The 25,843-nt window shown below is 65.6% G+C and carries 25 protein-coding genes and 1 pseudogene; 23 read left to right on the top strand and 3 right to left on the bottom strand.

What is annotated here, in order from left to right; all coding sequences use genetic code 11:
- Positions 1 to 163 precede the first annotated feature (163 nt).
- The 14 genes from rho (at position 164) to F0311_RS01295 (ending at position 13,559) form a co-directional block, all read left to right on the top strand.
- A complete protein-coding gene (gene rho / locus F0311_RS01360; protein ID WP_150460172.1) occupies positions 164 to 2,020 on the top strand; it encodes a transcription termination factor Rho in 1,857 nt (618 codons plus the stop codon).
- Between the two features lie 8 nt (positions 2,021 to 2,028).
- Positions 2,029 to 3,111 (top strand): peptide chain release factor 1, encoded by a 1,083-nt coding sequence (gene prfA, locus F0311_RS01355; protein WP_150460171.1) that lies wholly within the window; start codon positions 2,029 to 2,031, stop codon positions 3,109 to 3,111.
- The gene (locus F0311_RS18285; protein ID WP_223881058.1) at positions 3,104 to 4,168 is read left to right on the top strand and encodes a N5-glutamine methyltransferase family protein; all 1,065 of its coding nucleotides are present in this window, start codon (positions 3,104 to 3,106) and stop codon (positions 4,166 to 4,168) included. The genes prfA and F0311_RS18285 overlap by 8 nt, the downstream gene beginning before the upstream one ends.
- Before the next feature lie 19 nt (positions 4,169 to 4,187).
- On the top strand, positions 4,188 to 4,892 hold the full coding sequence (locus F0311_RS01345) for an L-threonylcarbamoyladenylate synthase (protein ID WP_191089676.1): 705 nt from the start codon (positions 4,188 to 4,190) through the stop codon (positions 4,890 to 4,892).
- Positions 4,889 to 6,034, top strand: coding sequence for an MraY family glycosyltransferase (locus tag F0311_RS01340; RefSeq protein ID WP_150460170.1), 1,146 nt, complete (start codon positions 4,889 to 4,891; stop codon positions 6,032 to 6,034). The genes F0311_RS01345 and F0311_RS01340 overlap by 4 nt, the downstream gene beginning before the upstream one ends.
- Complete coding sequence (locus F0311_RS01335; protein ID WP_150460169.1) at positions 6,031 to 6,435, top strand: hypothetical protein; 405 nt, start codon at positions 6,031 to 6,033, stop codon at positions 6,433 to 6,435. The genes F0311_RS01340 and F0311_RS01335 overlap by 4 nt, the downstream gene beginning before the upstream one ends.
- A 186-nt stretch (positions 6,436 to 6,621) precedes the next feature.
- Positions 6,622 to 7,431: a F0F1 ATP synthase subunit A gene (atpB, locus tag F0311_RS01330; RefSeq protein ID WP_223881057.1), complete on the top strand. Its 810-nt coding sequence runs from the start codon at positions 6,622 to 6,624 to the stop codon at positions 7,429 to 7,431.
- Between the two features lie 83 nt (positions 7,432 to 7,514).
- Complete coding sequence (locus F0311_RS01325; protein WP_150460167.1) at positions 7,515 to 7,718, top strand: ATP synthase F0 subunit C; 204 nt, start codon at positions 7,515 to 7,517, stop codon at positions 7,716 to 7,718.
- 81 nt (positions 7,719 to 7,799) lie between these two features.
- The gene (locus F0311_RS01320; RefSeq protein WP_150460166.1) at positions 7,800 to 8,357 is read left to right on the top strand and encodes a F0F1 ATP synthase subunit B; all 558 of its coding nucleotides are present in this window, start codon (positions 7,800 to 7,802) and stop codon (positions 8,355 to 8,357) included.
- Entirely contained in the window at positions 8,357 to 9,184 is an 828-nt protein-coding gene (locus F0311_RS01315) for a F0F1 ATP synthase subunit delta (protein ID WP_150460165.1), read from the top strand. The genes F0311_RS01320 and F0311_RS01315 overlap by 1 nt, the downstream gene beginning before the upstream one ends.
- Positions 9,185 to 9,269: 85 nt before the next feature.
- The gene (gene atpA, locus F0311_RS01310) at positions 9,270 to 10,892 is read left to right on the top strand and encodes a F0F1 ATP synthase subunit alpha (RefSeq protein ID WP_150460164.1); all 1,623 of its coding nucleotides are present in this window, start codon (positions 9,270 to 9,272) and stop codon (positions 10,890 to 10,892) included.
- Between the two features lie 39 nt (positions 10,893 to 10,931).
- Positions 10,932 to 11,816 carry a F0F1 ATP synthase subunit gamma gene (locus F0311_RS01305; protein WP_150460163.1) on the top strand — a complete coding sequence of 295 codons (885 nt, stop codon included), beginning with the start codon at positions 10,932 to 10,934 and terminating at the stop codon, positions 11,814 to 11,816.
- A gap of 15 nt (positions 11,817 to 11,831) precedes the next feature.
- Positions 11,832 to 13,289 (top strand): F0F1 ATP synthase subunit beta, encoded by a 1,458-nt coding sequence (gene atpD, locus F0311_RS01300; protein ID WP_150460162.1) that lies wholly within the window; start codon positions 11,832 to 11,834, stop codon positions 13,287 to 13,289.
- Positions 13,290 to 13,295: 6 nt separating this feature from the next.
- Entirely contained in the window at positions 13,296 to 13,559 is a 264-nt protein-coding gene (locus F0311_RS01295) for a F0F1 ATP synthase subunit epsilon (RefSeq protein ID WP_150460161.1), read from the top strand.
- A gap of 244 nt (positions 13,560 to 13,803) precedes the next feature.
- Here the strand turns inward: F0311_RS01295 and nucS are convergent, their stop codons facing one another.
- Positions 13,804 to 14,496 carry an endonuclease NucS gene (nucS, locus tag F0311_RS01290; protein WP_150460160.1) on the bottom strand — a complete coding sequence of 231 codons (693 nt, stop codon included), beginning with the start codon at positions 14,494 to 14,496 and terminating at the stop codon, positions 13,804 to 13,806.
- Between the two features lie 11 nt (positions 14,497 to 14,507).
- Positions 14,508 to 14,816, bottom strand: a complete 309-nt coding sequence (locus F0311_RS01285; protein ID WP_223881056.1) for a hypothetical protein — start codon at positions 14,814 to 14,816, stop codon at positions 14,508 to 14,510.
- Positions 14,817 to 14,966: 150 nt separating this feature from the next.
- Here F0311_RS01285 and F0311_RS01280 point away from each other — a divergent pair, with 150 nt between their 5' ends.
- Together F0311_RS01280 and F0311_RS01275 are read left to right on the top strand one after the other, a co-directional pair.
- On the top strand, positions 14,967 to 17,288 hold the full coding sequence (locus F0311_RS01280) for a hypothetical protein (protein ID WP_150460159.1): 2,322 nt from the start codon (positions 14,967 to 14,969) through the stop codon (positions 17,286 to 17,288).
- Positions 17,289 to 17,299: 11 nt separating this feature from the next.
- Positions 17,300 to 18,241: a co-chaperone YbbN gene (locus F0311_RS01275; RefSeq protein ID WP_150460158.1), complete on the top strand. Its 942-nt coding sequence runs from the start codon at positions 17,300 to 17,302 to the stop codon at positions 18,239 to 18,241.
- A 99-nt stretch (positions 18,242 to 18,340) separates the two neighbouring features.
- On the opposite strand, the gene F0311_RS01270 is transcribed toward F0311_RS01275, so the two are convergent.
- On the bottom strand, positions 18,341 to 18,853 hold the full coding sequence (locus F0311_RS01270) for a DUF3515 family protein (protein WP_223881055.1): 513 nt from the start codon (positions 18,851 to 18,853) through the stop codon (positions 18,341 to 18,343).
- Positions 18,854 to 18,921: 68 nt separating this feature from the next.
- Between F0311_RS01270 and F0311_RS01265 the strand changes: the two genes are divergently transcribed.
- The 7 genes and pseudogenes from F0311_RS01265 to F0311_RS01235 all read left to right on the top strand — a co-directional run.
- Positions 18,922 to 20,016, top strand: a complete 1,095-nt coding sequence (locus F0311_RS01265; protein WP_150460157.1) for an LCP family protein — start codon at positions 18,922 to 18,924, stop codon at positions 20,014 to 20,016.
- A 17-nt stretch (positions 20,017 to 20,033) separates the two neighbouring features.
- Positions 20,034 to 21,104 carry a DAK2 domain-containing protein gene (locus F0311_RS01260; RefSeq protein ID WP_150460156.1) on the top strand — a complete coding sequence of 357 codons (1,071 nt, stop codon included), beginning with the start codon at positions 20,034 to 20,036 and terminating at the stop codon, positions 21,102 to 21,104.
- A gap of 10 nt (positions 21,105 to 21,114) precedes the next feature.
- Positions 21,115 to 23,409: an ATP-dependent DNA helicase RecG gene (locus F0311_RS17875; protein WP_191089675.1), complete on the top strand. Its 2,295-nt coding sequence runs from the start codon at positions 21,115 to 21,117 to the stop codon at positions 23,407 to 23,409.
- 9 nt (positions 23,410 to 23,418) lie between these two features.
- Entirely contained in the window at positions 23,419 to 23,976 is a 558-nt protein-coding gene (gene rsmD, locus F0311_RS01250) for a 16S rRNA (guanine(966)-N(2))-methyltransferase RsmD (RefSeq protein ID WP_150460155.1), read from the top strand.
- A 9-nt stretch (positions 23,977 to 23,985) separates the two neighbouring features.
- Positions 23,986 to 25,212: a glycosyltransferase family 4 protein gene (locus tag F0311_RS01245; RefSeq protein ID WP_150460154.1), complete on the top strand. Its 1,227-nt coding sequence runs from the start codon at positions 23,986 to 23,988 to the stop codon at positions 25,210 to 25,212.
- 2 nt (positions 25,213 to 25,214) lie between these two features.
- Positions 25,215 to 25,694: a pantetheine-phosphate adenylyltransferase gene (gene coaD / locus F0311_RS01240; protein ID WP_150460153.1), complete on the top strand. Its 480-nt coding sequence runs from the start codon at positions 25,215 to 25,217 to the stop codon at positions 25,692 to 25,694.
- A 36-nt stretch (positions 25,695 to 25,730) separates the two neighbouring features.
- Positions 25,731 to 25,843: pseudogene (locus tag F0311_RS01235) on the top strand (UTP--glucose-1-phosphate uridylyltransferase); the annotation flags it as partial.

The raw sequence follows: 25,843 nt of genomic DNA, 5'->3' as shown, positions 1-25,843 counted from the left end.
AGATGGGCTAATCATCAGTACCGCACCCGTGCATAGCCTGTTTGTGTGTCATTGAACGCATCTGAGGAGAATCTATATGCCGCAGGTATGCGCGAAAGCCTGACATGGAAACCGTTGGCTGCATCTGAACGCAGTCTGCCCGACGAGGGAGAAGGAAACCTTCGTGACAGAAACCACCACTGAAGCCCCAGCGGCTCAGGATGTGAAGAACAATGCTGAAGCAAACGGCACCGGAAGCGGATTGGCCGGGCTCAAACTGGCCCAGCTGAAGGCGCTGGCCTCCCAGCTCGGCATCGCCGGATCCTCCCGGATGCGCAAATCTGATCTGGTAGAGGCGATCTCCGCCCACCAGCGCGGCGGAGCCGTGGCAGATCGGGATACCAAGAAGGCCGAGAAGAACGGCCGTGCCAAGGAGCAGAAGGAGCAGGGCGACCGACCCAGCCGAAAGAAGAGCGAACAGGATGCTGGCTCCTCCGAGGCGACTGAGGCAGCGGCGGAGCAAAGCTCCGACCACCAGCAAGAACAGTCCGACCAGGACAAGGGCCGTGGCCGCAACCGCCGCAGTCGCAACGATCGGAGCAGGAACGACGACGCCCAGCAGGGTGGCGAGAACCAGGGCAAGTCCCAGCAGAAGAAGTCTGAGGACCACCAGGATCGCCAGCAGGGCGGAGGCAATGAGGATTCCCGCGACCAGTCCGATCAGGACAGCCAGGGGCGCGACAACGACGACGATCGTGGCGGCAATAACCGAGATGACCGCAACGACCGGCGCAACCGCCGCCGGAACCGCAATGACCGCAACCGCAACCGGCGCGACCGCAACGACCGCAACCGCGGTCCTGAGTTCGACGACGAGCAGGTCACTGACGAGGACCAGCTGATCCCGATCGCCGGTATCCTCGATGTGCTGGACAACTACGCCTTTGTGCGCACCTCCGGCTACCTGCCCGGTCAGAACGACGTCTACGTCTCTCTGCAGCAGGTCAAGAAGAACAGTCTGCGCAAGGGCGATGTGGTCACCGGCTTCATCAAGGCCCCCAACGAGAACCAGAAGCCCAATAAGCGGCAGAAGTTCGCCGCCCTGGTCAAGGTGGAGAAGGTCAACGGCCGCCCCGTGGAGGCCAATACCGAGCGGGTCGAGTTCAACAAACTCACTCCTCTCTATCCTCAGGACCGGCTGCGCCTGGAGGGTGACCCCAAGAACCTCGCCCCCCGCGTCATTGACCTGGTGGCTCCTATCGGCAAGGGTCAGCGCGGCCTCATCGTCTCCCCTCCCAAGGCCGGCAAGACGATGATCCTGCAGGCCCTGGCCCAGGCGATCAAGACCAATAACCCCGAGGTGCACCTGATGATGGTGCTGGTCGATGAGCGCCCTGAGGAAGTCACCGATATGCAGCGCACTGTGGACGGCGAGGTCATCGCCTCCACCTTCGACCGGCCCGCTGACGACCACACCACCGTGGCCGAGCTGGCCATCGAGCGCGCCAAGCGCCTGGTGGAGCTGGGCAAGGACGTGGTGGTCCTCCTGGACTCCATGACCCGCCTGGGCCGTGCCTACAACACTGCCGCTCCGGCGTCGGGCCGTATTCTCTCCGGCGGTGTGGACGCCAACGCGCTCTACCCGCCCAAGCGCTTCTTCGGCGCCGCCCGCAATATCGAGCACGGCGGATCGCTGACCATCCTGGCCACCGCCCTGGTAGAGACCGGATCGAAGATGGACGAGGTGATCTTCGAAGAGTTCAAGGGCACCGGCAATATGGAGCTGCGGCTCAGCCGCCGTCTGGCTGATAAGCGGATCTTCCCGGCGATCAGCGTCTCCGAGTCCTCCACCCGTCGTGAGGAGAACCTGCTCTCCGGCGATGAGGTCCAGATCATGTGGAAGCTGCGCCGCGTGCTCTCCGGCCTGGAGCAGGAGCAGGGCCTTGACCTGCTGCTGAAGAAGATCAAGGAGACCAGCTCCAATGCAGAGTTCCTGCTGCTGACCCAGAAGACCACCCTGGGCGGCAACGGCGACAAATAGTCATGGGAATGTTCGACTCCGTGACCGGCCTGCTGGCCGAGCACAAGGAGCTGCAGGCTAGGCTGGCCGAGCCTGAGACGCATACTGACCAGGCTCTGGCCCGCAAGCTCGGCCGCCGCTACGCCCAGCTCAGTGGCGTGGTGGAGGCACACGGCCGCGTCTCCCAGCTGCAGGACGACCTGGAGACCGCCCAGGAGTTCGCAGAGGACGACGCCGAGCTCGCTGCTGAGGTGCCCCGGCTCCAGGAACAGCTCGAGGAAGCCTCCGAGAAGCTGCTGCGGATGCTCATCCCGCGCGATGAGAACGATGTCCGCAACGCCATCCTGGAGATCAAGGGCGGTGCCGGCGGGGACGAGGCGGCACTGTTCGCCGGGGACCTGCTGCGGATGTACACCCGCTACGCTGAGTCCAAGGGCTGGAAGACTGAGATCATCTCCTCCACGGCCTCGGATCTCGGCGGGTATAAGGACGTCCAGGTGGCGATCAAGGCCAACACCAATGATCCTGCCGAGGGCGTCTACGCCCAGCTGAAGTTCGAGGGCGGGGTGCACCGCGTCCAGCGCGTCCCGGAGACCGAGTCCCAGGGCCGCATCCACACCTCGGCCGCCGGGGTGCTGGTGCTGCCCGAGGTGGACGAGCCCGAGGAGATCGAGATCGCGCAGAACGATCTCAAGATTGATGTCTACCGCTCCTCGGGGCCCGGCGGCCAGTCGGTGAACACCACCGACTCTGCGGTACGGATCACCCACCTTCCCACTGGCATCGTGGTGGCCATGCAGAATGAGAAGTCCCAGCTGCAGAACAAGGAGGCCGCCATGCGGGTGCTGCGCTCCCGCCTGCTGGCCCACCAGCAGGAGCAGTTGGACGCAGAGTCCGCTGAGGCCCGGAAGTCCCAGGTGCGCACCATGGACCGCTCCGAACGCATCCGCACCTACAATTTCCCGGAGAACCGGATTGCCGACCACCGCACCGGCTACAAGGCCTACAACCTGGACGCGGTGATCAACGGGGACCTGGACGCCGTGATCGCCTCCTGCATCCAGATGGATGAGCAGGAGCGGCTCGCTGCGCTCAACAAGGATGATGACTGAGCTCTCAGCGCTGCTCCGTGCCGCGGCGGCTCAGCTGGCCGAGGCGCAAGTGCCCAGCCCGCGGGCTGATGCTGAACTGCTGGCCGCCCATGTGCTGGGGTTCAGCAGAGGCGAGGTCCAGGCCAAGGCCAGTTCAGGGATGGACATCACCGACGCCGCCGAGCAGCTCACCGCCCTTGTGGCCGAGCGTGCCCGCAGGATCCCGCTGCAGCATCTGACCGGCTGGGCCCCCTTCCGCACTCTGGAGCTGCGCGTGGGTCCCGGCGTCTTCGTTCCGCGCCCAGAGACCGAGACCGTCGTTGAGCTGGCCCTGGCCCGGCTGCGCGAGATGGCAGCCGGCGGCCTGGTACGCCCCAGGGTCGTTGACCTGGGCACCGGCTCAGGGGCCATTGCGGCCTCGATGGCGGCTGAATTCCCGGCCGCCGAAGTCCACGCAGTGGAGGTCTCCGAGGAGGCAGCCGCCTGGGCCCAGCTGAATTTCCAGAACCTCCCGGAAGGCGCAGCGCCGGTCACCCTGCACCGCTGCGACCTCCGCGATTTCCCCGCCACTGCGGCCTTTGCGGAATTGATGTGCCCAATATCGGTTCCAAACGGTCCGGAGCAGGGCTCAGAACACCGAAAATGGGTACATCAACCCGTGGGCGGGGGCTCCAAGGGGAATCAGGACGGCCACGCCAGGCGGAAGAGCCCAGCTGAGGGCTTCGACCTGGTGGTGTCCAATCCGCCGTATATCCCTCCCGATATGGTGCCCGCCGAGAAGGAAGTCCGTGAGCATGACCCCGAGATTGCGCTCTACGGTGGGGGAGCGGACGGGCTGGAGCTGCCTCGGGCAGTGATCGAGACCGCCAAGCGAATCCTGACCTCCGGCGGCTGGCTGATCCTGGAGCACGCAGAAGTCCAAGCTGCGGCGCTGGCCGAGTTCTGTGCGGCAGAACCGAGCCTGAGCGCAGTGACCACCCACCAGGACCTCACTGGCCGGGACAGGGCGATTTCTGCGGTGTTCACCAGTCCGGTCACGGCGGGCAGGGGTGCGCAGCTGCGCCAGAAGCAGGCCTGAGCGTGAAAGAATACAGCGCGTGAGCCAGAGGATCGACCTGTCCAGCCCGCAGCACCGCGAGGCCGGAATCGAAGCCGCAGCCGCAGCGGTACGCCGCGGCGAACCCGTGGTGCTGCCCACTGACACGGTCTACGGGATCGGGTCGGACGCCTTCAGCCCGCAGGCGGTGGCCGTGCTGCTGGCTGCCAAAGGCCGCAACCGCACAATGCCCCCGCCGGTGCTGATCGGCCGCCCCCAGGTGATGGATGCCCTGGCCGATGAGATCCCCGAGACCGCCCGCGTTCTGGCTGAGACCTTCTGGCCCGGCGGATTGACCATCATCCTGAGAGCCCAGCCCTCGCTGGCCTGGGACCTCGGCGAGACCCGCGGCACTGTAGCTCTGCGCATGCCTGCCGATGAGATTGCCCTGGATCTGCTCAACGCGGTGGGCCCGATGGCGGTCTCCAGCGCCAATCGCACCGGGCTGCCAGCCGCCACCACTGCCGCTGCCGCCCAAGAGATGCTCGCCGAGTCAGTGACCGTCTACCTGGACGGCGGGGAGCGCAGCACCCAGCGGGCCTCCACCATTATCGACTGCACCCGGGAGAAGCCTGTGGTGGTGCGTGACGGGGCCATCCCCCTGCATGAGCTGCAGGCCGTGGTGCCGGATGTGCGTGGCCCCGGCTCCGGGGACGGCGCCTCTTCCGAGGACGACTCCGACCAGGGGGCGGTACCCCGCGGATGATCTATTTCCTGCTCGTGCTGACCGTGTCGGCCGTAGTCACCTATGCGCTGACACCACCGGTCCGCAAGCTCTCTCTGCGGATGGGCATCTACACCGGGATTCGTTCACGGGACATCCATACCGAAGTCAAGCCGCGTTGGGGCGGAGTGGCCATCTATATCGGAATGCTCGCCGGGATTGCCGTCTCCGCGCTGATTCCGCTGTTCTCTGGGATTTTCACCGACCGCACCCAGGTCCTCGGTGTCATCCTGGCCATGACGCTGATCGTGATCATCGGTATGGCCGACGATGCCTGGGACGTTCACTGGCTGCTCAAACTCGTTGCCCAGGTGGGCTCCGGTATCATCCTGGTGCTCTACGGCATCCAGCTTGAGGTCATGCCGGTGGGCTGGCTGGGGGTGGGCGGTCCGCTGCTGCAGGGCTTCCTCACTGTGTTCCTGGTGGTGCTGACCATCAATGCCTTCAACTTCATCGACGGACTGGACGGTCTGGCTGCCGGGGTGGCCGCCATCGGCGGCTCAGCCTTCTTCATCTACAGCTACCTGCTGACCCTGTCCATCCGTGAGTTTGAGCCCTCGCACCTGGCCACCCTGCTGATGGCAGTGCTGGTGGGTGCCTGCCTGGGCTTCCTGCCGCACAACTTCCACCCCTCCAAAATCTTCATGGGCGATACCGGCGCTATGCTGCTGGGACTGGTCATGGTGGTCGGAGCGCTGATCGCCACCAGTTCCCTGGAACTGCACCAGGAACAGTTCCGCTTCCGCAACATCCCTGCCTATATGCCGGTGCTGCTGCCCCTGGCAGTGATGGTGCTGCCGGTGCTCGACCTGGTGCTCGCCGTCATCCGCCGCACCCTGCGCGGCCAAGTCCCATTCAGCCCCGACCGCGGCCACCTGCACCATAAGCTGCTGGACTCCGGCTATTCCCACCCCCAGGCGGTGCTGCTGCTCTACCTCTGGGCCGCGGTGATCGCCTTCGGCTCGATCTCCTTCAACTTCCTGCCCTGGTGGCTGGTCGGCTTGGCCATGGCGGTCACACTGGCGGTGGCCACGGTGCTCACCCTGGGGCCCTGGATGCGCCGACGGGCCACACGGATCAACCAGCGTGCCGTCCGCCGCACCCGCTCAGGAGAGAACACATGAGCACCGGATGGCGCAGGGTTCTTATGACGACGACGTCCGCGGGCCTGGTCTGCCTCGGCTTGGGCACCACCGCCGCAGCTCTGGTGAGTGGGGCAGAAGCGGCTGCCTCGGCGGCTGCAGCCGGAGGCCTCGTCGTCATACTCTCTTTTCTCTCCCTGGCCCTGATCGACTGGGCTGAGCGCAACCGACCCCAGTTGGCCATCCCGCTGTTCATGATCGGATTTGCGCTCAAGCTCGCCGTGCTGGCCCTGGTGCTGCCGATGGTGCGAGTGGGGGAGTGGCTGGATCCAGCTTGGGCGCTGGGAACCGGGGTGGCTGTGCTGCTGGTCTGGCAGATCGTCGAGGTGATGAGCTTCGCGAAGATGCGCCTGGCCGTAGGAACAGCTTCTGCAGCCGACTGAGCCGATGCGGGGTTTTTCTACTCGTTGTAGTAGTGTTATCACAGCACGGATCACGTGCCGAAATCCGTAGCAAGACTTTGGTAGGCTTGGCGCGGGCTGCGGCAGGTAATCTCTGCGCCGACTTCCCTCGCCCGAAGCCGAGATCAGTATGTCTCGATCATTCGACGACCGATGAGAGGACCAGCGTTGTCATCGCTTGCCCTGAGTGCCGCCGAAGAGGACGGTTTCCAGCCGCCTACTATCAGTGAGACCCACCTCCCGGAGATTTTCCCGTGGATGGCCGAATGGGGCACTGGCTTCGGCAAGAACATGCTGATGGCTGTTCTGGCCGTTATTCTCATCTGGTGGCTGTTCAGCGCCGCGATCCGCAAGCAGGCCCTGGTGCCCTCCCGCGGCCAGTTCCTGGCCGAGGGCGCCTACGGTTTTGTGCGCAACACCATTGGTCGCGACATCCTGGGCGATAAGCACTTCAAGCCCTGGATCCCGCTGCTGTTCACCGTGTTCTTCTTCGTGCTGTTCAACAATCTGTTCGGCGCGATCCCGTTCCTGCAGATGCCCACCTTCAGCCACGCCGGCCCCGCCTACGCGATGGCCGGAATCATCTGGATCACCTGGGTGGCGCTGGGCTTCAAACTGTACGGTGCAAAGTTCATGAAGCTGATGACCGTGCCCTCCGGTGTGCCCAAGCCGCTGCTGATCATCCTCACCCCGCTGGAGTTCCTCTCCAACTTTGTGATCCGCCCGTTGACCCACAGCCTGCGTTTGATGGCCGTGATGCTGGCCGGACACATCATCGTGATGCTCTGCGGCTCCGGCGCGGAGTTCCTGATCACCCAGGCCGAGGGTGCGTTCAACACCGGTCTGGGCGTGGCGATCCTGCTCGGATCAGTGCCGCTGTACTTCCTGGAGCTGATCATGATGGTGCTGCAGGCCTTCGTGTTCGCCCTGCTGACTGCCATCTATATCCAAGGCTCCATAGAAGCCGACGCACACTGACCGCCTTGACCACCTGACCCCTAAGTTCCCGTACGAGTTCCCGGTGAAAGCCACCGGGAGCGAGACAAGAAAGAGAGAAACACATGGACGGCTCCCTGAACATGCTCGGTATGGGCATCGCCGGACTCGGCGCTGCCATCGCCATCGGCCTGGTCTTCGCTGCCTACCTCAACGGTGTTGCCCGCCAGCCCGAGGCTCAGCGCGTGCTGCAGCCGATCGCGCTGCTCGGCTTCGCACTGGCTGAGGCCGTGTTCATTCTGGCCATCGTCTTCGCCTTCGTGCTCTAGCCAGCCGCTAGAGAACGCTCAGCCTGCCGGGACCACCGGCAGCCCGAAGACCAACAGATCCGAGAAAAGATGGGTGAACACATGATCAGCACAGCACTGGTCCAGGCAGCGGAGGGCGACGCCAACCCGCTGTTCCCCAACCCCTGGGAAGCCGCTGTGGCCGGCATCGGGTTCCTGGTGCTGCTCTTCATCGTCATCAAGTGGATTGCTCCGAAGTTCGAGCAGACCTACCAGAACCGCATTGAGGCGATCGAAGGCGGCATTAACCAGGCTGAGGAGGCCAAGGCTGAGGCCGCTGCGCTGAAGGCGGAGTACGAGAAGCAGCTGGCCGACTCCCGCACCGCGGCCGCCGCCCTGCGCGAGGAAGCCCGTGCCGAAGCCGCCCAGATTGTGACCGAGGCCCAGGAGAAGGCTGCTGCGGAGGGCGCACGCATCCGCGAGCAGGCGCATGCCCAGATTGAGGCCGACCGCGCCGCCGCAGCTGCATCGCTGCGGACCGATGTCGGAGCGCTGGCCACCGAGCTGGCCTCCAAGATCGTCGGTGAGGCACTGGACGACGACGCCCGCTCCCAGCGCGTGATCGATCGGTTCCTGGCAGACCTCGACGCTGAGCAGCAGACCCAGGGGGCAGCACAGTAATGGCAGTCCAGTTCAGCGGATCCAGCGCCTCCAGCGAATCCTTCGGCTCGCTGCAGAGTGATCTGGCGGAGACCATCGCCTCCGCCGACCTTGCGGTGGCCGATGAGCTGTTCAGCGCCCTGGACGTCATCGACAGCTCCGCGGCGCTGCGCCGTTCGCTGACAGACCCCTCTCGGGAGCCGGCTGCCCGCACCGGTGTGGTCCACTCGCTCTTTGGCTCCAAGGCCCAGGATGCCACTGTGCGAATCCTGGAGGCTGTGGTCTCCCGCCGCTGGGGTGCTGAACGCGATCTCGGCGATGGTGTGGAAGCATTGGCCGTCACCGTGGTGGCAGCCAAGGTCGAACGGGACGGCCTGCAGGGCCTGGAAGCGCTGGAGTCCGCGCTGCTGAGCTTCCGGCGCACCATCGCTGAGTCGCATGAGCTCCAGCATGCGTTCACCGACCACCAGGCACCAGCCGCAGCCAAGCAGAAGCTGGCCGCATCGCTGAGCCCCCAGGTCTCCGCGGAAGCCCGGCTGCTCATCGACCGGGCGGTCACCGCCTCGCGCGGAGCGCGCCCCTCGGCACTGATCGAGCGTTTCGCCTCAGCGGTTGCGGCCCGGCAGCAGCGCTGGATCGCCCAGGTGACCGTGGCCAAGGACCTGGACAGCTCCTACCTGGAGAAACTCTCTGCCAGCCTTGATAAGTACTTCGGCAGAGAACTGAAGCTAGACGTCGCCGTCGACCCCTCAGTGGTCGGCGGTATCCGGGTTCAGGTCGGTGACGAGGTGGTTGACAGCACCCTCGCCTCCCGACTGAGCAGCCTGAGCCGAAAGATTTCCGGCTAGCGCTTGCGCGCTGGCCCAAGAACACCAACTGAACCGTACGGCCGTCACAGGCGGCCACCAAATACAGGAGAGCAGGGAGAAGCAGATGGCCGATCTGACCATCAACGCCGACGACGTTCGCAATGCCTTGAACGAGTTTGCGGCGTCCTACGACCCGGGCAGCGCAGAGCGCACCGAGGTCGGTCGCGTGATCTCCGCGGCCGACGGCATCGCACGAGTCGAGGGTCTGCCCTCGGCCATGTCGAACGAGCTGCTGCGCTTTGAGGACGGCACGCTGGGACTCGCCCAGAACCTAGACACCCGTGAGATCGGTGTGGTGATCCTCGGCGAGTTCTCCGGCATCGAAGAGGGCCAGGAGGTCACCCGCACCGGAGAGATTCTCTCCGTGCCGGTGGGAGACAAGTTCCTGGGCCGTGTGGTGGATCCGCTGGGCGCACCCATCGACGGCCTCGGCGAGATCGAGGCTGAAGACCGCCGTGCCCTGGAGCTGCAGGCACCCGGGGTCACCCAGCGCAAGTCGGTGCACGAACCGCTGCAGACCGGCATCAAGGCGATCGACGCGATGATCCCGATCGGCCGCGGCCAGCGCCAGCTGATCATCGGCGACCGCCAGACCGGCAAGACCGCCATCGCCATCGACACCATCCTGAACCAGAAGGACAACTGGGCCACCGGCGATGTCGACAAGCAGGTGCGCTGTGTCTACGTGGCGGTGGGCCAGAAGGCCTCCACCATCGCTGCGGTGCGCCAGACCCTGGCCGAGCAGGGTGCCCTGGAGTACACCACCATCGTGGCAGCTCCGGCCTCCGACCCCTCCGGCTTCAAGTACCTGGCACCCTTCGCCGGCTCTGCGATCGGCCAGCACTGGATGTACGGCGGCAAGCACGTGCTGATCGTGTTCGACGACCTGTCCAAGCAGGCTGAGGCCTACCGCGCGATCTCGCTGCTGCTGCGCCGCCCGCCGGGCCGTGAGGCATTCCCCGGCGATGTGTTCTACCTGCACTCCCGCCTGCTGGAGCGCTGCGCCAAGCTCTCTGATGAACTCGGCGCTGGTTCGATGACCGGGTTCCCGATCATCGAGACCAAGGCCAATGACGTGGGTGCCTTCATCCCCACCAACGTCATCTCCATCACCGACGGCCAGATCTTCCTGCAGTCCGACCTGTTCAACGCCAACCAGCGGCCCGCTGTGGATGTGGGCATCTCGGTGTCCCGGGTGGGCGGTGCCGCACAGACCAAGGCGATGAAGAAGGTCTCCGGAACCCTGAAGCTGGACCTTGCCCAGTACCGGGATATGCAGGCTTTCGCCATGTTCGCCTCGGACCTGGACCCCGCCACCCGTGCTCAGCTGACCCGCGGTGAGGTGCAGACCGAGCTGCTCAAGCAGCCGCAGTACACCCCTTATCCGGTGGAGGAGCAGGTTGTCGCCATCTGGGCCGGCTCCCAGGGCCACCTGGACGATGTGGAAGTCGGTGACGTCAAGCGCTTCGAGGCCGAGTGGATCGACTACCTCAAGCGCAAGACCGATGTGCTGACCAATATCGCCGCCAGCGGCAAGCTGGAGGATGACACCGTGGAGGCTCTGAACTCTGGCATCAAGGAGTTCAAGAGCCAGTTCCAGGCCGGGGAGTCCGAGTCGCTGGTCGGTACTGAGGAGGCCATCGCCATGGACGCCGCCGAGATTCAGCAGGAAGAGCTCAAGGCCTGAGGCTGCTGTACGCATCTGAAGACCTAAGGAAGGACACGCATGGGAGCCCAGATTCGGGTCTATCGCGACAAGATCCGATCGACCTCGTCGATGAAGAAGATCTTCAAAGCGATGGAGCTGATCGCCACCGCACGGGTGGGCAAGGCGCGCTCTCGCGCCCAGGCCTCCACTCCGTACGCCGAGGCGATCACCCGCGCCGTGGCAGCAGTGGCCGCTCAGGACGACATCGACCACGTGCTGACCGAGAAGGTGGCGCAGCCCCAACGTGCCGCTGTACTGATCATGGCCTCCGACCGCGGCCTGGCAGGGGCCTACTCCACCAATGTGATCAAACAGTCCGAGTCGCTGCTGGCCACGCTGAAGGATCAGGGCGTGGAGGCCCGGCCCTACCTCTACGGCCGCAAGGCCCAAGCCTTCTACGACTTCCGCTCCCGGGAGTATGACCAGGTCTGGACCGGCAACACGGACAACCCTGTGGTCACCGTGGGCCAGGAGATCGGCAAGACCCTGGTGGACCGGTTCATCCAGCCTACCGAAGAGGGCGGGGTGGACGAGATCTATCTGGTCTACACAGAGTTCCAATCCATGGTCACCCAGGAACCGGTGGTCAAGCGCCTGCTCCCGCTGGCCGTGGTGGAGGCCGATGAGCCCGCTGCCCACCCGCTCTACGAGTTCGAGCCATCCGCGGAGGAGGTGCTGGACGCGCTGCTGCCCAAGTACATCGAGTCCCGGATCTTCTCCGCCATGCTGGAGGCCTCGGCCTCGGAGCTGGCCGCCCGCCAGAGGGCCATGAAGTCTGCCGGCGACAACGCCAACGACCTCATCCTGAAGTACACCCTGCTGCGCAACAACGCGCGCCAGGCCGAGATCACCCAGGAGCTCTCCGAGCTCATCGCCGGTGCCGACGCGCTGGCGTCGTCGTAATTGAAAGTGAGAGAGATGACTGCCACTACTGCAGAACAGCCCACAGGGGCCGTGCAGCCCGGCGCGACCGGCCGGGTCGCCCGGGTCATCGGCCCGGTGGTGGACATTGAGTTCCCCGCCGATGCCATCCCCAAGATGTATAACGCGCTGAACGCTGAGCTGACCCTGGGCGGTGAGACCAAGACGATCACCTTCGAGGTCGCCGCCCACCTGGGCGACAACCTTGTGCGTGCCATCTCCCTGCAGGCCACCGACGGCCTGGTGCGCGGGGTGCAGGTCCAGGACACCGGAGCGCCGATCTCGGTGCCGGTGGGTGACGCCGTCAAGGGGCACATCTTCAACGTGCTCGGCGACACCCTGGACATTCCCTCCGATCAGCTGGAGGTCACCGAGCGCTGGCCCATCCACCGGCGTGCCCCCGGCTTCGACCAGCTGGAGGGCTCCACCGAGATGCTGGAGACCGGTATCAAGGTCATCGACCTGCTCACCCCCTACATCAAGGGCGGCAAGATCGGTCTGTTCGGCGGCGCCGGTGTGGGCAAGACCGTGCTCATCCAGGAGATGATCACCCGTGTGGCCCGCAACTTCGGCGGCACCTCGGTATTCGCCGGTGTGGGCGAGCGCACCCGTGAGGGCAACGACCTCTGGGTCGAGATGGAAGAAGCCGGGGTGCTCAAAGACACCGCCCTGGTGTTCGGCCAGATGGACGAGCCGCCGGGAACCCGTCTGCGCGTGGCACTGAGCGCACTGACCATGGCGGAGTACTTCCGCGATGTGCAGAACCAGGACGTGCTGCTGTTCATCGACAACATTTTCCGCTTCTCCCAGGCCGGCTCCGAGGTCTCCACGCTGCTGGGCCGCATGCCCTCCGCGGTGGGCTATCAGCCGAACCTGGCCGATGAGATGGGTGTGCTCCAGGAACGGATCACCTCCACCCGCGGCCACTCCATCACCTCGATGCAGGCTGTCTATGTGCCCGCCGATGACTACACCGACCCGGCCCCGGCCAATGTGTTCGCCCACCTGGACGCCACCACCGAGCTGGACCGTGCGATTGCTTCCCGCGGTCTCTACCCGGCAGTGAACCCGCTGACCTCCACCTCTCGCATCCTGGACCCGCAGTACATCGGCCAGGAGCACTACGACTGCGCGATCCGGGTCAAGCAGATTCTGCAGAAGAACAAGGAGCTGCAGGACATCATCGCGATCCTCGGTGTGGACGAGCTCTCCGAGGAGGACAAGATCCTGGTGGCCCGTGCCCGCCGCATCGAGCAGTTCCTCTCCCAGAACACCTACACTGCGCTGCAGTTCACCGGTGTGGAGGGCTCCACGGTGCCGATCAAGGACACCGTGGACGGCTTCAACGCGATTGCCAACGGCGACCTGGACCACATCCCTGAGCAAGCCTTCTACAACATCGGCGGGCTCGACGACGTGGAGCGCAAGTACGCCGAGCTGCAGAAGCAGGGCTGATCGGCCATGGCTGCACTCGACGTACAGGTTGTCGCCGTAGACCACGCGGTGTGGTCCGGGGAAGCCAAGGCGCTCACCGGCCGCACCGTGGACGGTGATATAGGGATTCTTCCCGGCCACACTCCGGTGCTGGCGCTGCTGGCGGAGGGGGAGCTGACCATCGAACCGGTGGCGGGCGGCCCCGTCAGGGCTCATGTCAAGGGCGGGTTCTTCTCCGTGGATGATGACAAGGTGACCATCGTGGCTGACGAGGCCGACATCCAGAGCTAGTCCTGGCGGCGCGCCGCAGCTTGACCGGCTGCAGTGGCGCTGGCCTTCACACCTGTCGCTGTCTCGTGTGACTCGCAGCTGATGTCTCTCACTTGAGTCTGAGGCCCTGGCACTGCGTCAGGGCCCCAGTAGGTCTGTGCTGTTTACCCAGCCGTTGTTTCAAATACGGCGAATTTTAGGCGATGTCTGAAACATCGGCCGGGCATTTAGGGACTTGGGGCCTGCCGTCAGGCACGCCACCAGTTCAGAACAGCCGCGGAGCGCCGGACTCTTCGCCTTTCATGTTCTCGTAGTCCAGCACTACGCAGCGGATTCCCCGGTCCTCAGCCAGGGTGCGCGCCTGGGGTTTGATCTGCTGAGCGGCGAAGACCCCCGTGACCGGAGCAAGCAGGGGGTCACGGTTGAGCAGGTCGAGGTATCGGGTCAGCTGCTCAACGCCGTCGATGTCCCCACGGCGCTTCAGCTCCACGGCCACCGTACCGGCGGGCCCCTTGGCCAGGATGTCCACCGGGCCGATCGGGGTCGCGTGCTCCCGGCGGATGAGGGTATGGCCTTCCCCAAGCCGCTCGATCTGCTCCGCGAGCAGCCGCTGCAGGTCGGCCTCGACGCCGTCCTTCACCAGCCCCGGATCAGAGCCCAGCTGGTGGGAGGAATCGTGATGCAGCTCGGAGATGAGGATCTTCAGCTCGTCGTCGGACTTCTCCGCCGAGACCGTCCAGACTTCGGCGATCCCGGCATCGCGCTGCTGACCATCCGGCTCCGAGATGCGCATTGAGGCTGGCGGGGACATCCAGTTCAGAGGTTTGTAGGAGCCTCCGTCGGAATGCACCAGCACTGCACCGTCGGCCTTGATCATCAGCAGGCGCTTGGCCTGGGCAAGATGGGCGTTCAGACGTCCTGAGTAGGTCACGGAGCAGGTGGCAATGACAAGTCGCACAGTGATCGATCTTAGCCAATCCGCCAGCAGTGGGTGTGCCAGTGCCGGCGCTCCGAGGCCGCATATTCGTCACCCAGTATGGAGTCAGCCCGCCAGGCCACCACATGATCGGTCCCGGCGCCGATGGTCAGCCCGCACCCCGGGCAGCTGTAGTCCTTGGCCGCTGCCGCACCTGAGATATGCCGCACATGGTACTCGCCGTCGCGGCGCTGGACCCGTCCGGCGGAGAGCCCGCCCGGTGCCAGGAAACCGGTGCTCAGCGGGCGGTGCTCCTGCTGCCATTTGGAGGTGCCGCGGCGTCGTCCTCTGCCTTTTCCCACCCTCCTATTCTCCCAGGTGCGCAGCGCCGCCCCTGGCTGGGAGAATCCTGAATTGTAACCATATCGTTATCATCTGTAAGCTAGAGCGCTGGACATTCCCACGCGGGCCGAATCAGTGCCCGCAACGCCACATATAAGGACTACACCCCAGTGCGAATTCTTTCTGCCATCATTGCGTTCCTCGCCGGACTGGCGCTGGTCGGCTTCGGCATCGACCGGCTGACCGCCGAGACCGAGGAGACGAACACCGTCGAGACCGAGGGCGCCGAGGACGCACCCTTCACCGTCATCACCGATGATGTGATCGACGCCGCGGACGGCCGCGATGAGTTCACCATCGAGGCTGAAGGGGAGTACCTGATCGCGGTGGGCCGCACCTATGACATCGAGGCATGGCTCGACGACGCCGCCCATAACCGGATCACCGGGTTCGAGGCCTCGGAGGACCCTGAGCAGCCCTCCCACATCACCGCTGAGTTCATCGACGGCGAGACCGATGTGCCAAACCCCACCGGCTCCGATCTCTGGGTCAGTGTAGAGAACGCTGAGGGTGAGATGCCCTACCGATGGGACACCCCGGATGAGGCCGGCGACTGGGCTCTGCTGATCTACCGCGAGGACCTCGAGTCCGCGCCCAACTCGATCACCACCACCGAGACGGTCACCTTTGGCAATGACGGCGGGGTCTGGATGATCATCGGTGGGGCCCTGCTGGTGCTGCTCTCCCTGGTGCTCTTCTACTGGGCGGTGGGCACTCCACGCCGGAAGCGCCGCAAGGCCGAGAACGCAGCCGCTGTTGCACCCGCTGAGAAGACCACCGAATCCTCTGCGAACTCTGCACCAGAGGACCAGGACGCGGCCTCAGCAGAAGAGGAAGATGGCCGATTGAACCGAGAGGAGACCGCGACCGGCGCCGAGACTGCTGAGGAAGCCGAGGCGGAGGAGACTGCCGCCGAGGCTCCGGCGTCGGCACCCGCCTGGGTCATCCCTAGTGTGGAGACCGGGAAGATCCCGGCAGTCGAGGATGAGGAGCCGGAAGACCCTGAGCAGAACGACCAGCCCACCGAGGCCGTGCCGGCTTACACCGAGGAGAACGACGACGCCGCCCAGGCGGAGGAGGCCGCAGAGGCACCCGACGCTCAGGAGGCTGAGACAGAGGACCGGGACGAGAATGACGATGAGGACCAGGATCCGCCGGCCTCATCCGCTGCCGATGAGGGGCGCACCGAGAAGCTCTCCGGCTGGGCTCAGGGCCTGCGCGACCGGCTCGGACGCGGCAAGTCACCCTTTACCGCAGTGCTGGCCATGCTGGTGGCCCTGGCTGCCGGCCTGGGCCTGAGCGGCCCCGCATACGCCGATGAGGAGGACCAGTCCGAGAACGGCCAGACGGAGGAGGCCGAGGACGAAGACTCTGCGGAGGAGCAGGAGGAGACCGGCCGGGACGAGGAGCCCGAGGGCACCGAGGATCCTGATCAGGAGGAGGATGCCCCCGATCAGCCCGATCCCGAGGAGCTGGAGGAAGAGACCGAGGCTGAAGCAGAGGTGGAGGCTGAGGAGATCCCCTCCGAGGGCTACTCCGTGCTGTTGAGCTCTCAGCTGGATCGGATCCTGGAGGATGTTGCTGAGACGGTAGCCGCCGGCGATGAGGAGCAGGACGTGGAGCTGCTCGAGGACCGGGTGGCAGGTGAGGCTCTGGAGTACCGAGAGCTGGCCTACCGCAACCATGACCTGGCCGAGATCGCTCTGCCCCATCCCATCGGCACTGAGGTGCTCTCCGCAGTCGTCTCCGGCGACCCGGAGTTCCCCCGCCAGGCCATGGTGATCGTGGAGGAGCCCGAGTCCGAGTCGCTGCAGATCCTGTTCCTGGAGCAGACCACTGCCCGGGAGAACTACAAGCTCGTCCACTCCACCATGATGGCTCCGGGCACCGAGTTTCCCACCTTCTCCGCAGAGCAGGGCGGCATCACCGTAGCTGATCCGGGCGACGCCGAGGATGAGGACTCCCCGGCCCGGGTGCTGCGCAGCATGTCACGTTGGTTCGTGGACGATGGCCACGACTTTGGCGACCAGGTGGCCGAGAGCCTCTACATTGAGGCTCTGCACGAATACCACGAGGAGCTCAGCGAGGCAGCTGAGGATACTGAGATCAACTTCCCCAACCCGGCTGTGGACTATGAGGATCTCTCTGCCATCGAGCTGCCCGACGGCACCCTGGTGCTGGCCGGCTCCTTCGACATGACCATGGAGATGTCCCCGATCAGCGACGGCGATACCATCTTCTTAGACCACGACCTGGTCATCGAGATGGTCGGCACCGACTGGACCACCTTCGACACGCAGATCACCTCCCGCGAATTCGTGGTCATCCAGATCCCGCCGGCTGACTCTGAGGAAGAGATCGTACTGATCGGAGTGGACAACCTGATCGCCGACGCCAATATCGATACCCCAGACTGGTTCGACGACTACTAGGATGGTGGCTGATGAGTGAGAATCCTTCAGCCCAACACCGTACTGTCAACGCTCACGGTGCAGTAGACCTCTCTGCCCTGGCCGGGAGCAGCGGCCAGCAGCCTGCCTCCTCCAGTTCCCCGGGCGGAGGGCAGGACTCCTGGACTGCAGCCGTGGCCCCGCAGCAGCTGCAGCAGATCGTGCAGCTCTCCGCCCAGGTCCCAGCCCTGGTGCTGATCCACGGCCAGGATGCGGTCTCCCAGCAGTTCCTCAGCTCCCTGCAGCACGCGGTGGATGCTCAGCGGGGGCGGATCGTGCTGGCCACCATCGATGCTGCGGCCAGTCCTGAGCTCGCCCAGCAGGCTGGCAAGCTGCCGGTGGTCACCGCATTCCTCTCGGGCCAGCCCATCGCCGAGTTCGATTCCACCGCCCCGGCCGACCAGCTGCCCCAAGTGGTCACCCAGATCCTGCAGCTGGCCACCCAGAACGGGATCACCGGCACGGTCAAACCCCTGAGCCGCACAGCAGGTGAGGACGACGACGCCGAGACCGAGCCTGAGCTGCCCCCGCTGCACCAGAAGGCCCACCGTGCCCTGGAAGAAGGTGACTACGACGCCGCCCTCACCGCTTTCGAGCAGGCGGTCAAGGAGAACCCGGGAGATGCTGAGGCCAAACTGGGCATCGCCCAGGTGCAGCTGATGAAGCGCACCCAGGGAGCAGACCTGGCTGCTGTCCGGCAGCGGGCCGCAGAGAACCCTGAGGACGTGCGGGCCCAGACCGATGTGGCCGATGTGGATGTGCTCGGCGGCCACGTGGAGGATGCCTTCAACCGGCTGATCCGCTATATCCAGACGCACTTCGGCGATGACCGCGAGACCGCGCGCAAACACCTGGTGGAGCTGTTCAGCATTGTCGGCGATACCGACCCGAGGGTCGCCGCCGCCCGGAAGAAACTGGCCTCTGCCCTGTTCTGAGTCTGTCCCGGTGGCGGGAAGATTCCGCTCGCCTCTCGGCCGGTTGAAGTGTACCGACCTTCACGCCTGCAGTGTTTCGCTCGCAGCGTACAGGGGCGGTTAGTCCACCTGCTCCAGGGCCTGTTCCATGGCCAGGCATTCGCGGGTCTGCTCGATGGCACTGACCGGAGTGGAGAGGGCTACCTGCACATCCATCATGGTGGACTCGCTGACGTGCTCATCCTCAATCAGCAGCTCCACCGCAGGCTCGCGCCCGTAGCTGATCAGCTGAGTGTGCTCCTCATGTTCCACCCAGACCCAGTCCACCCCGGAAGGTGCCACACAGGGCAGCCGAGTGGGCGCCATGAGCGGCTCCACCCCACAGCGCAGTATCACGGCCGAGGGATCCCCCCAGGCAGAGGTGGCCTGAGAGGTGGTGGGGCGCTGTTCGAACTCCCCGACCTGCTCGGGCAGAGTCAGCATCACCTGCGCACAGTCCGGATGATGCGCCTGGGGGGCGGCTTCCACATCAGCTGTTGCGGCGCAGGAGCTCAGCCCCAGGGCAGCCGCAGGCAGGGCCAGAACCGCAGTCCACCGGTGTGTCGCTGCGGGATGGGCGGGGATTTCAGGCACGTGACATATTCTGTAGGAATCTTTCACTGTGCGCTAACCGCGCCACTTGCATCACGAGGAGAACACCGATGACTGCTGTCGGTTCCACCGAGCAGTTCTTCGTCCACGACGACGAGGAGCCGCCACGCCGGAAGAAGAACAAGGGTGCCCGCTGGGTGCTGGGGTCAGTAGCCACCCTGGTGGTTCTGGCCCTGGTTGCCGCCGGTGCCTATCTGTTCAGCCTGCACCGCTCCTACAGCAGCAACGTCAGCCATTTCCCGGAGCTCAGCGAGGAAGAGGCCCAGGAGATCTTCCCGCCGGAGGAGGAACGGCCCGAACCCACTGAGGCCACCAATGTGCTGCTGCTGGGCACCGATGCCAACGGCGGCTCAGGTGATGACGAGGACCTGCCCCGGGTGCCCGGCGGCGGGCGCAGCGACACCCTAATGCTGGTGCACATCCCCGAGGACCGCGACTCTGTTCAGGTGATCTCCATCCCACGTGACCTGTGGGTGGAGATCCCCGGCGGACGCGGCTGGCACAAGGTGAACGCGGGCCTGGCCCTGGGCGGCGAAAACGGGCACTGGCTGACCGCGGCCACCGTGGAGCAGCTGCTGGACGTGCGGATCGACCACGTGGCTGCCATCGACATGCTCGGCTTTGTGGGGTTAGTGGACGCTCTGGACGGGGTACGGGTCAACTCCAGCTACTCACAGTCCTTCACCACCAACGAGGGGTACACCTTCAACCCCGGCACCCAGTACATGGATTCCGACCAGGCACTGAGCTTTGTGCGCCATCGCAGGAGCTTCCCCGATGGTGACCTGCAGCGGATCCGCAATCAGCAGGCCTTCATCCGGGCGGTCATCCAGCAGGCGGCCACACCCTCCACCTTGGCCAACCCAGTACGCACCAACCAGATGGTGGCCACCTTCGCCGAGCATCTGATCACCGATCCGGACCTGACCTCCACCCGCGCCGGCACTCTGGCCTGGGAGGGCCGCGGTGCGCTGGACAACATCATCTTCACCACCCTGCCCAACGGTGGGTCCGGATGGTCCTCCGACGGGCAGTGGATCTGGCACCAGAACATCGAGGAGCAGCAGCGGATCTCCCAGGCCATGCGCGAGGGCACCTTGGATGATTACCTCACCGAGGATGAGGAAGAGGACAACTCCGACTGATCAACTAAGCTTCTGGCGTGGGCACCTTTAGGCGTGAAGGCCGCGGCAACGCGGCCGAGAGGAGTGCGACACCTGTGCGCACCGCCGGGACCAGCAGAGGCAAAGTCAGGGGAGCTGCCGCCGCGCGGCGTTGGTTCGCCCTGGCCGAGGATACCGTGCAGACCCACCGGCCGCGCCTGGACCGGATCAACGTCTACCCAGTGGCCGACTCCGACACCGGAGCCAATATGCTGGCCACCATCCGCTCCAGCCGGGCCGCCCTGGACCACGCTCCGGGAGACGATTTGGGCAAGCTGCTCTCCGCCGCCGGGGAGCAGGCTATGGGTTCGGCCTACGGCAACTCCGGAACTCTGCTGGCCGTTCTGATCAGCGGTTTCGCTGAACCCCTGCAGGGCCATGACCGGCTCACCGTCACCGTGCTGAGCCGCGGACTCCAGCGGGCCAGTCTGCGCGGCTGGTCAGCACTGTCCAACCCGGTGAACGGCACTATGCTCTCAGTGCTCGACGCCGCCCGGGATGAGGCTGCCCGCTGCGCGGCCGCCGCGGAGGAACCGGAGTCCCGCGCCGTGCTGGAAGCCGCTATGGCTCCGGTGGTCCAGGCAGCTCGAGCCGCAGTGGTGCGCACCGAGCGGCAGCTTGATGAGCTCAGCCGTGCCGGGGTGGTGGACTCTGGAGGGCTGGGCCTGCTCATGGTGCTCGCCGCCCTGGCCGCCACCGTCCGCGGCAGCGAGGTGGACCACAGCATCTTCGACGGGCTGGCCGGCTGGGAGCGGCAGGAGGGGCAGGAGACCCGCCCCGCCTCGTCGTCACCTGATGAGGCGGCAGAGCTGAAGGGCGGTGTGGAACTGATGTGCACTGTCCGGCTGGATCCCCTGGGCGCAGCATCCCTGCGGCACCGGCTCGACGAACTGGGCGAATCGGTGATCATCACCCCGATCGGCGCAGACCCGGCTCCCGATGGCACCCTGCGCTGGCGCATCCACGTGCACACCGCGGCTCCGGAGGCTACGCTGAGCGCAGTGCAGCAGGCCGGCTCCCTGGAGTCCAGCACCAGCACACCGCTGACCGGACACGGCACCCACAGCTGAGAGGGGCGCCATGATCCAACCGGTGCAGCCGCAGACCCCCTTGCCGCAGCTGTTGGCACCCCAGGCAGCGCAGGCCCTGCACAAGGCCTTCGGGCACACCACCGCCAAAGACCTGCTCGACCACTTTCCCCGCGAGCACCTGCCGCATAATGCACTCTCCAGCTTCGCCGGCCTGCGCGAGGGCGAGTTGGCCTCCTTCGTCGCCAAAGTCGAGCGGGTCAGCAGCCGCCGCCTGCAGACTCGCCGCGGCCAGGTGGTCGATGTTGCCGTGGCGGACCAGACCGGCCAGGAGATGACCATGGGGTTCTTCGGCGGATTCCAGGCCACCAGGCAGCTGAGGACCGGCACCCTGGCCATGTTTCACGGCAAAGTCCGGCTCTTCCAGAACCGGCCGACTCTGACCAACCCCAAGTATGAGGTGCTCGGCCGCCAGGAGGACGGCCCGGCGGACAGCTCCCAGCTTGCCGGCCCAGAGTTGGAGCAGGACAAGATCATCGCCGTCTACCCGGCCAGTGCGATGCTGACCAGCGGACAGATCCGCGACTGCGTGCGCACCGTGCTGGATCAGACCGACCTTTCGCTCTGGCCGGACGCAGTCCCGCCGCAGATTGCCCAAGCTGAGCAGCTGCCCAGCCTGGCCGAGGCCTACCGGATGATGCACCGTCCGGACACCATGGACGAGCCGGAGGCCGCCTGGTACCGCTTCAGGATGGAGGAGGCACTGCTGCTGCAGGGGCTGATGGAACGCCGCCGCCGCCTGGCCGGCCAGCTGCCCGGGATCGCAGCCCCGCAGCAGGCGGGCGGACGGTTGGAGGCCCTCGATGCCCAGCTGCCCTTCCAGCTGACCGAGGGTCAGCGCGAATGCGGGCAGCTGCTGGCTGCAGAGCTAGAGCGGGAGACCCCGATGAACCGGCTGCTGCAGGGCGAGGTGGGCTCCGGAAAGACCCTGGTGGCGCTGCGGGCGATGCTGCAGGTCATCGACGCCGGGGCACAAGCAGCGCTGGTGGCCCCCACCGAAGTGCTGGCCCTGCAGCATGAGCGGTCACTGCGCCGGATGCTCGGGGCCCTGGCCGATGACTCCGTCCGGATGACCCTGCTCACCGGCTCGATGAGCGCTGCTGAGCGTAAGCAGGCGCTGCTGGACATTGCCTCCGGGCGGACCGACTTGGTGATCGGCACGCACGCCGTGCTGGGGGAGAAGGTGCATTTTGCCCAGTTGGGCCTGACGGTGATCGACGAGCAGCACCGCTTCGGGGTCGCCCAGCGCAACGCCCTGCGCCAGCGCAGCAGGCCAGCCCCGCATATGCTGGTGATGTCAGCCACTCCGATTCCGCGCTCTGTGGCCATGACCCTGTTCGGCGATCTGGAGCTGACCGTACTGCGCGGCCTGCCCGGCGGGCGCAGCCCGATCAAGACTGTGGTGGTGCCTGAGCTGCGCAAGAGCTGGCGGGAACGAGTCTGGGAGAAGATTGCCGAGGAGGCCGAGGCCGGCCGGCAGGTCTACGTGGTCTGCCCCAAGATCAGCGCTCTGGAGCGAACCAAGGCCCAGATCCAGAGTCAGCTGGCCGAACGCTTCGGCTTCGAAGATGGCCAGGACTCAGTCAGGATTCCGGCACCCGCTGCGGAGGGCGAGGTCATCTACGTGGACTTCAGCCGCAAGGAGGCCGTGGAACACATCACCAACGACGCCTCCGTGGAGCGGATCGAGCAGAAGTTTGCCGAGCACCCCCAGCTGCGCCGTCTGCGCTGCGGCAGCCTGCACGGTCAGATGCCCGCGGAGGCTGCCCGAGAGGTCATGCAGGGCTTCGAGTCCGGTGAGATCCGGGTGCTGATCGCCACCACCGTGATCGAGGTCGGAGTCGATGTGCCCAACGCCACCCTGATGGTGGTCCTGGACGCTGATGCTTTCGGAGTCTCCACTCTGCACCAGCTGCGCGGACGGATCGGCCGCGGCAGCACCCAGGACAACCTCTGCCTGCTGGTGACCCGCATGCCTGAAGGCCACCCCTCCCTGCAGCGGCTCAACGAGGTAGCCAAGCACACCGACGGGCTGCGCCTGGCAGAGCTGGACCTTGCCCGGCGACGGGAGGGCAATGTGCTCGGGGCCGAACAGTCAGGCGGTGCCTCTGTGCTGCGCCGCCTGCGGATCGTCACCGATGCAGAGATCATCGCCGCCGCTGGCGAGCACATCGGCGAATTGACCCGCCGGGACCCCGAATGGGCTACCGCACCCATGCTGTGGCGGGCCGTGGAGCAGTGGCGGCTGGAGCACGATGAGGCTGAGAAGTACATCCACCAGGGATAGGGTAGGCGGGTGGCACGGATCATCGCGGGAACCCATAAGGGACGCCGCCTAGCAGCAGTCTCCGGGACGCGCACCCGGCCCACCAGCGACCGGGTCAAAGAGTCACTGTTCTCCCGGCTGGAGGGATACAACGCCATCGAGGGGGCGGTGGTGGTGGACCTCTTCGCCGGCTCCGGGGCGCTGGGCCTGGAGGCGCTCAGCCGCGGCGCGGCCAGCCTGGAGGCAGTGGACCTGGCCGAACCCGCCTACCGTGCGCTGATCAAGAATGCCGCGCTGTTCAGCGGCACGGCTCAGGTCGCCGTCCACAAGGCTGCGGCCCTGCGCTATCTCAGAGCCCGGAACGGCGAGCCCATCGAACTGCTCTTCCTCGACCCGCCCTATGAGCTGTCCGAGCCTGAATTGGCCACAATCCTGACCACTGCGGCCCCCCAGCTGCATGAGGCCGCCACAGTGGTGGTGGAACGGGACGCCCGCTCCCCAGAACCCACCTGGCCCAGCGGCGTCGTCCTCTTTCACCACAAGACCTACGGCTCCACCCAGCTGTGGTTGGCTGAACCGGCCACGTAGACTAGCCGGGTGCGCGTCGTATACATCCATCAGCACTTCAACTTCCCCTGGGAGCCCGGCTGGCAGCGCCCCTGGCAGTTCGCACGCCGACTAGCTGCAGCCGGCCACGAGGTCACCGTGATCTGCGGTGGGCGCGAGGCAGCCCAGCACCAGATGGAAGGGGTGGATGTCCAGCGCCTGGCCGTGCCCTACGAGAACGCCATGGTGTTCCAGCAGCGGGTGCGCTCCTTCGTCTTCTTCATGGCCCGGGCCAGCTGGGCGGCGGCCAAGGTGGACGCTGATGTGGTCTTCGCCTCCTCCACACCGCTGACCACTGCGGTGCCAGGCATCATCGCCTCCACATACCGCCGCGTCCCGTTCGTCTTCGAGGTCCGCGATCTCTGGCCTGAGGCGCCAGTGGCCCTGGGCTTCCTGAAGTCCCGGCCGGCCATCCGGGCCGCCGAGGCCCTGGAGAAGTTCGCCTACCGCTCAGCAAAGCACGTTATCGCCCTCTCACCAGGCATGGAGGCCGGTATCAAGCGAGTCTGGCCGGCGGCGCAGACCACTGTGGTGCCCAATGCCTCCGATGTGGAGAACTTCACCCCCGGCCGGGTGAACCGCAGCCAGATCCGCGCCGAGCTCGGCTGGACCGAGGATGAGACCGTGCTCTTCTACGCCGGCAGCTTCGGAGTCACCTATGACGTGCCCTGGCTGATCCGACTGGCCGGTGAGCTCAAGGACCACGGCCAGAAATTCCGCGTAGTGGCCTATGGGGAGGGCGCGGACACCTCCAACTGCCGTCGGATCGCCCGCGAGTACGGCTTGGTGCCGCTGGAGATCCTGCCCGGCAAGATCCCGCGCACCGAGATCGAGCGGATGCTCCCGGCCGCCGACTTTGCCGTCTCCACCCTGGTGGACAACCCTGCCCTGGAGATCAACTCGCTCAACAAAGTCTTCGACGCCCTGGCCGCCGCCCGCCCGGTGCTGTTCAACCACGCCGGCTGGCTGCCCGATGTGCTCAGCGCCGCCGGCGCCGGCTGGCAGCTCTCCCGCGACCCGGTCACCGCCGCTGAACAGCTGGTGGAGAAGACCAGCAGCGGAGAGATCGAGGCCAGCGCAGCCTCGGCCGCGGCCCTTCAACTCGCCCAGCAGGAGTTCGACCGCGACCTGCTCTTCGGCAGGTTCCTCCGGGTCCTGGAGACCGCCGCAGAGATCGGCAGTGACCACAGTACGCCGACGCCAGCACAGGTGGGATGAGAATGCAGTCAGCAGTGTGCCCAGGATCCTTCGACCCCATGCACAATGGGCATGTGGAGATCATTGCCCGGGCGGTCAACCTGTTTGAGGAGGTGGTGGTGGCCGTCTCCGCGAATATGCACAAATCCCCCATGTTCAGCCTTCAGGACCGCATTGAGATGGCTCAGGAGACCTTCTCCTACCTGCGCGGAGTCATTGTGAAGCCCCTGCCGCCGGGCGTGCTCCTTACCGAGTTCTGCAAGGAGGTCGGCGCCTCCGCAGTGGTCAAGGGCCTGCGCGGAGCCCACGACCTGTCCTACGAAGCCTCCATGGCCACTATGAACCGGCACCTGGCCGGGCTGGAGACCGTGTTCCTCACCGCTGACGGACGCTACACCCACCTCTCATCCACCCTGGTCAAAGAGGTCCACACCCTGGGCGGCGACGTCGCCGAATTCATCCCCCGGGCGGTGCAGAAGCGACTGGCCACGGCCGACATGTAACAAAATGGGTCTCATACACACGGTAAGGTGACCTGCATGAGCAACGCCGTACCGATTACTAAAGCAGTTATTCCAGCAGCGGGTTTGGGTACCCGGTTTTTGCCTGCGACTAAGGCTATGCCTAAGGAGATGTTGCCGGTGGTGGATGA

It is taken from the genome of Nesterenkonia ebinurensis, assembly GCF_008711175.1.
Classification (GTDB): Bacteria; Actinomycetota; Actinomycetes; order Actinomycetales; family Micrococcaceae; genus Nesterenkonia; species Nesterenkonia ebinurensis.
Note: the sequence above shows the minus strand (reverse complement) of the source record. Positions and strands in the feature narration are given on the sequence as shown.

Excerpts from the sequence above, each read along its gene's own strand:
- prfA (WP_150460171.1), top strand. The coding sequence starts at position 2,029 with ATGTTCGACTCCGTGACCGGCCTGCTGGCCGAGCACAAGGAGCTGCAG.
- F0311_RS18285 (WP_223881058.1), top strand. The coding sequence starts at position 3,104 with ATGACTGAGCTCTCAGCGCTGCTCCGTGCCGCGGCGGCTCAGCTGGCC.
- F0311_RS01340 (WP_150460170.1), top strand. The coding sequence starts at position 4,889 with ATGATCTATTTCCTGCTCGTGCTGACCGTGTCGGCCGTAGTCACCTAT.
- F0311_RS01335 (WP_150460169.1), top strand. The coding sequence starts at position 6,031 with ATGAGCACCGGATGGCGCAGGGTTCTTATGACGACGACGTCCGCGGGC.
- F0311_RS01325 (WP_150460167.1), top strand. The coding sequence starts at position 7,515 with ATGGACGGCTCCCTGAACATGCTCGGTATGGGCATCGCCGGACTCGGC.
- F0311_RS01320 (WP_150460166.1), top strand. The coding sequence starts at position 7,800 with ATGATCAGCACAGCACTGGTCCAGGCAGCGGAGGGCGACGCCAACCCG.
- F0311_RS01315 (WP_150460165.1), top strand. The coding sequence starts at position 8,357 with ATGGCAGTCCAGTTCAGCGGATCCAGCGCCTCCAGCGAATCCTTCGGC.
- atpA (WP_150460164.1), top strand. The coding sequence starts at position 9,270 with ATGGCCGATCTGACCATCAACGCCGACGACGTTCGCAATGCCTTGAAC.
- F0311_RS01305 (WP_150460163.1), top strand. The coding sequence starts at position 10,932 with ATGGGAGCCCAGATTCGGGTCTATCGCGACAAGATCCGATCGACCTCG.
- atpD (WP_150460162.1), top strand. The coding sequence starts at position 11,832 with ATGACTGCCACTACTGCAGAACAGCCCACAGGGGCCGTGCAGCCCGGC.
- F0311_RS01295 (WP_150460161.1), top strand. The coding sequence starts at position 13,296 with ATGGCTGCACTCGACGTACAGGTTGTCGCCGTAGACCACGCGGTGTGG.
- F0311_RS01275 (WP_150460158.1), top strand. The coding sequence starts at position 17,300 with ATGAGTGAGAATCCTTCAGCCCAACACCGTACTGTCAACGCTCACGGT.
- F0311_RS01265 (WP_150460157.1), top strand. The coding sequence starts at position 18,922 with ATGACTGCTGTCGGTTCCACCGAGCAGTTCTTCGTCCACGACGACGAG.
- F0311_RS17875 (WP_191089675.1), top strand. The coding sequence starts at position 21,115 with ATGATCCAACCGGTGCAGCCGCAGACCCCCTTGCCGCAGCTGTTGGCA.
- coaD (WP_150460153.1), top strand. The coding sequence starts at position 25,215 with ATGCAGTCAGCAGTGTGCCCAGGATCCTTCGACCCCATGCACAATGGG.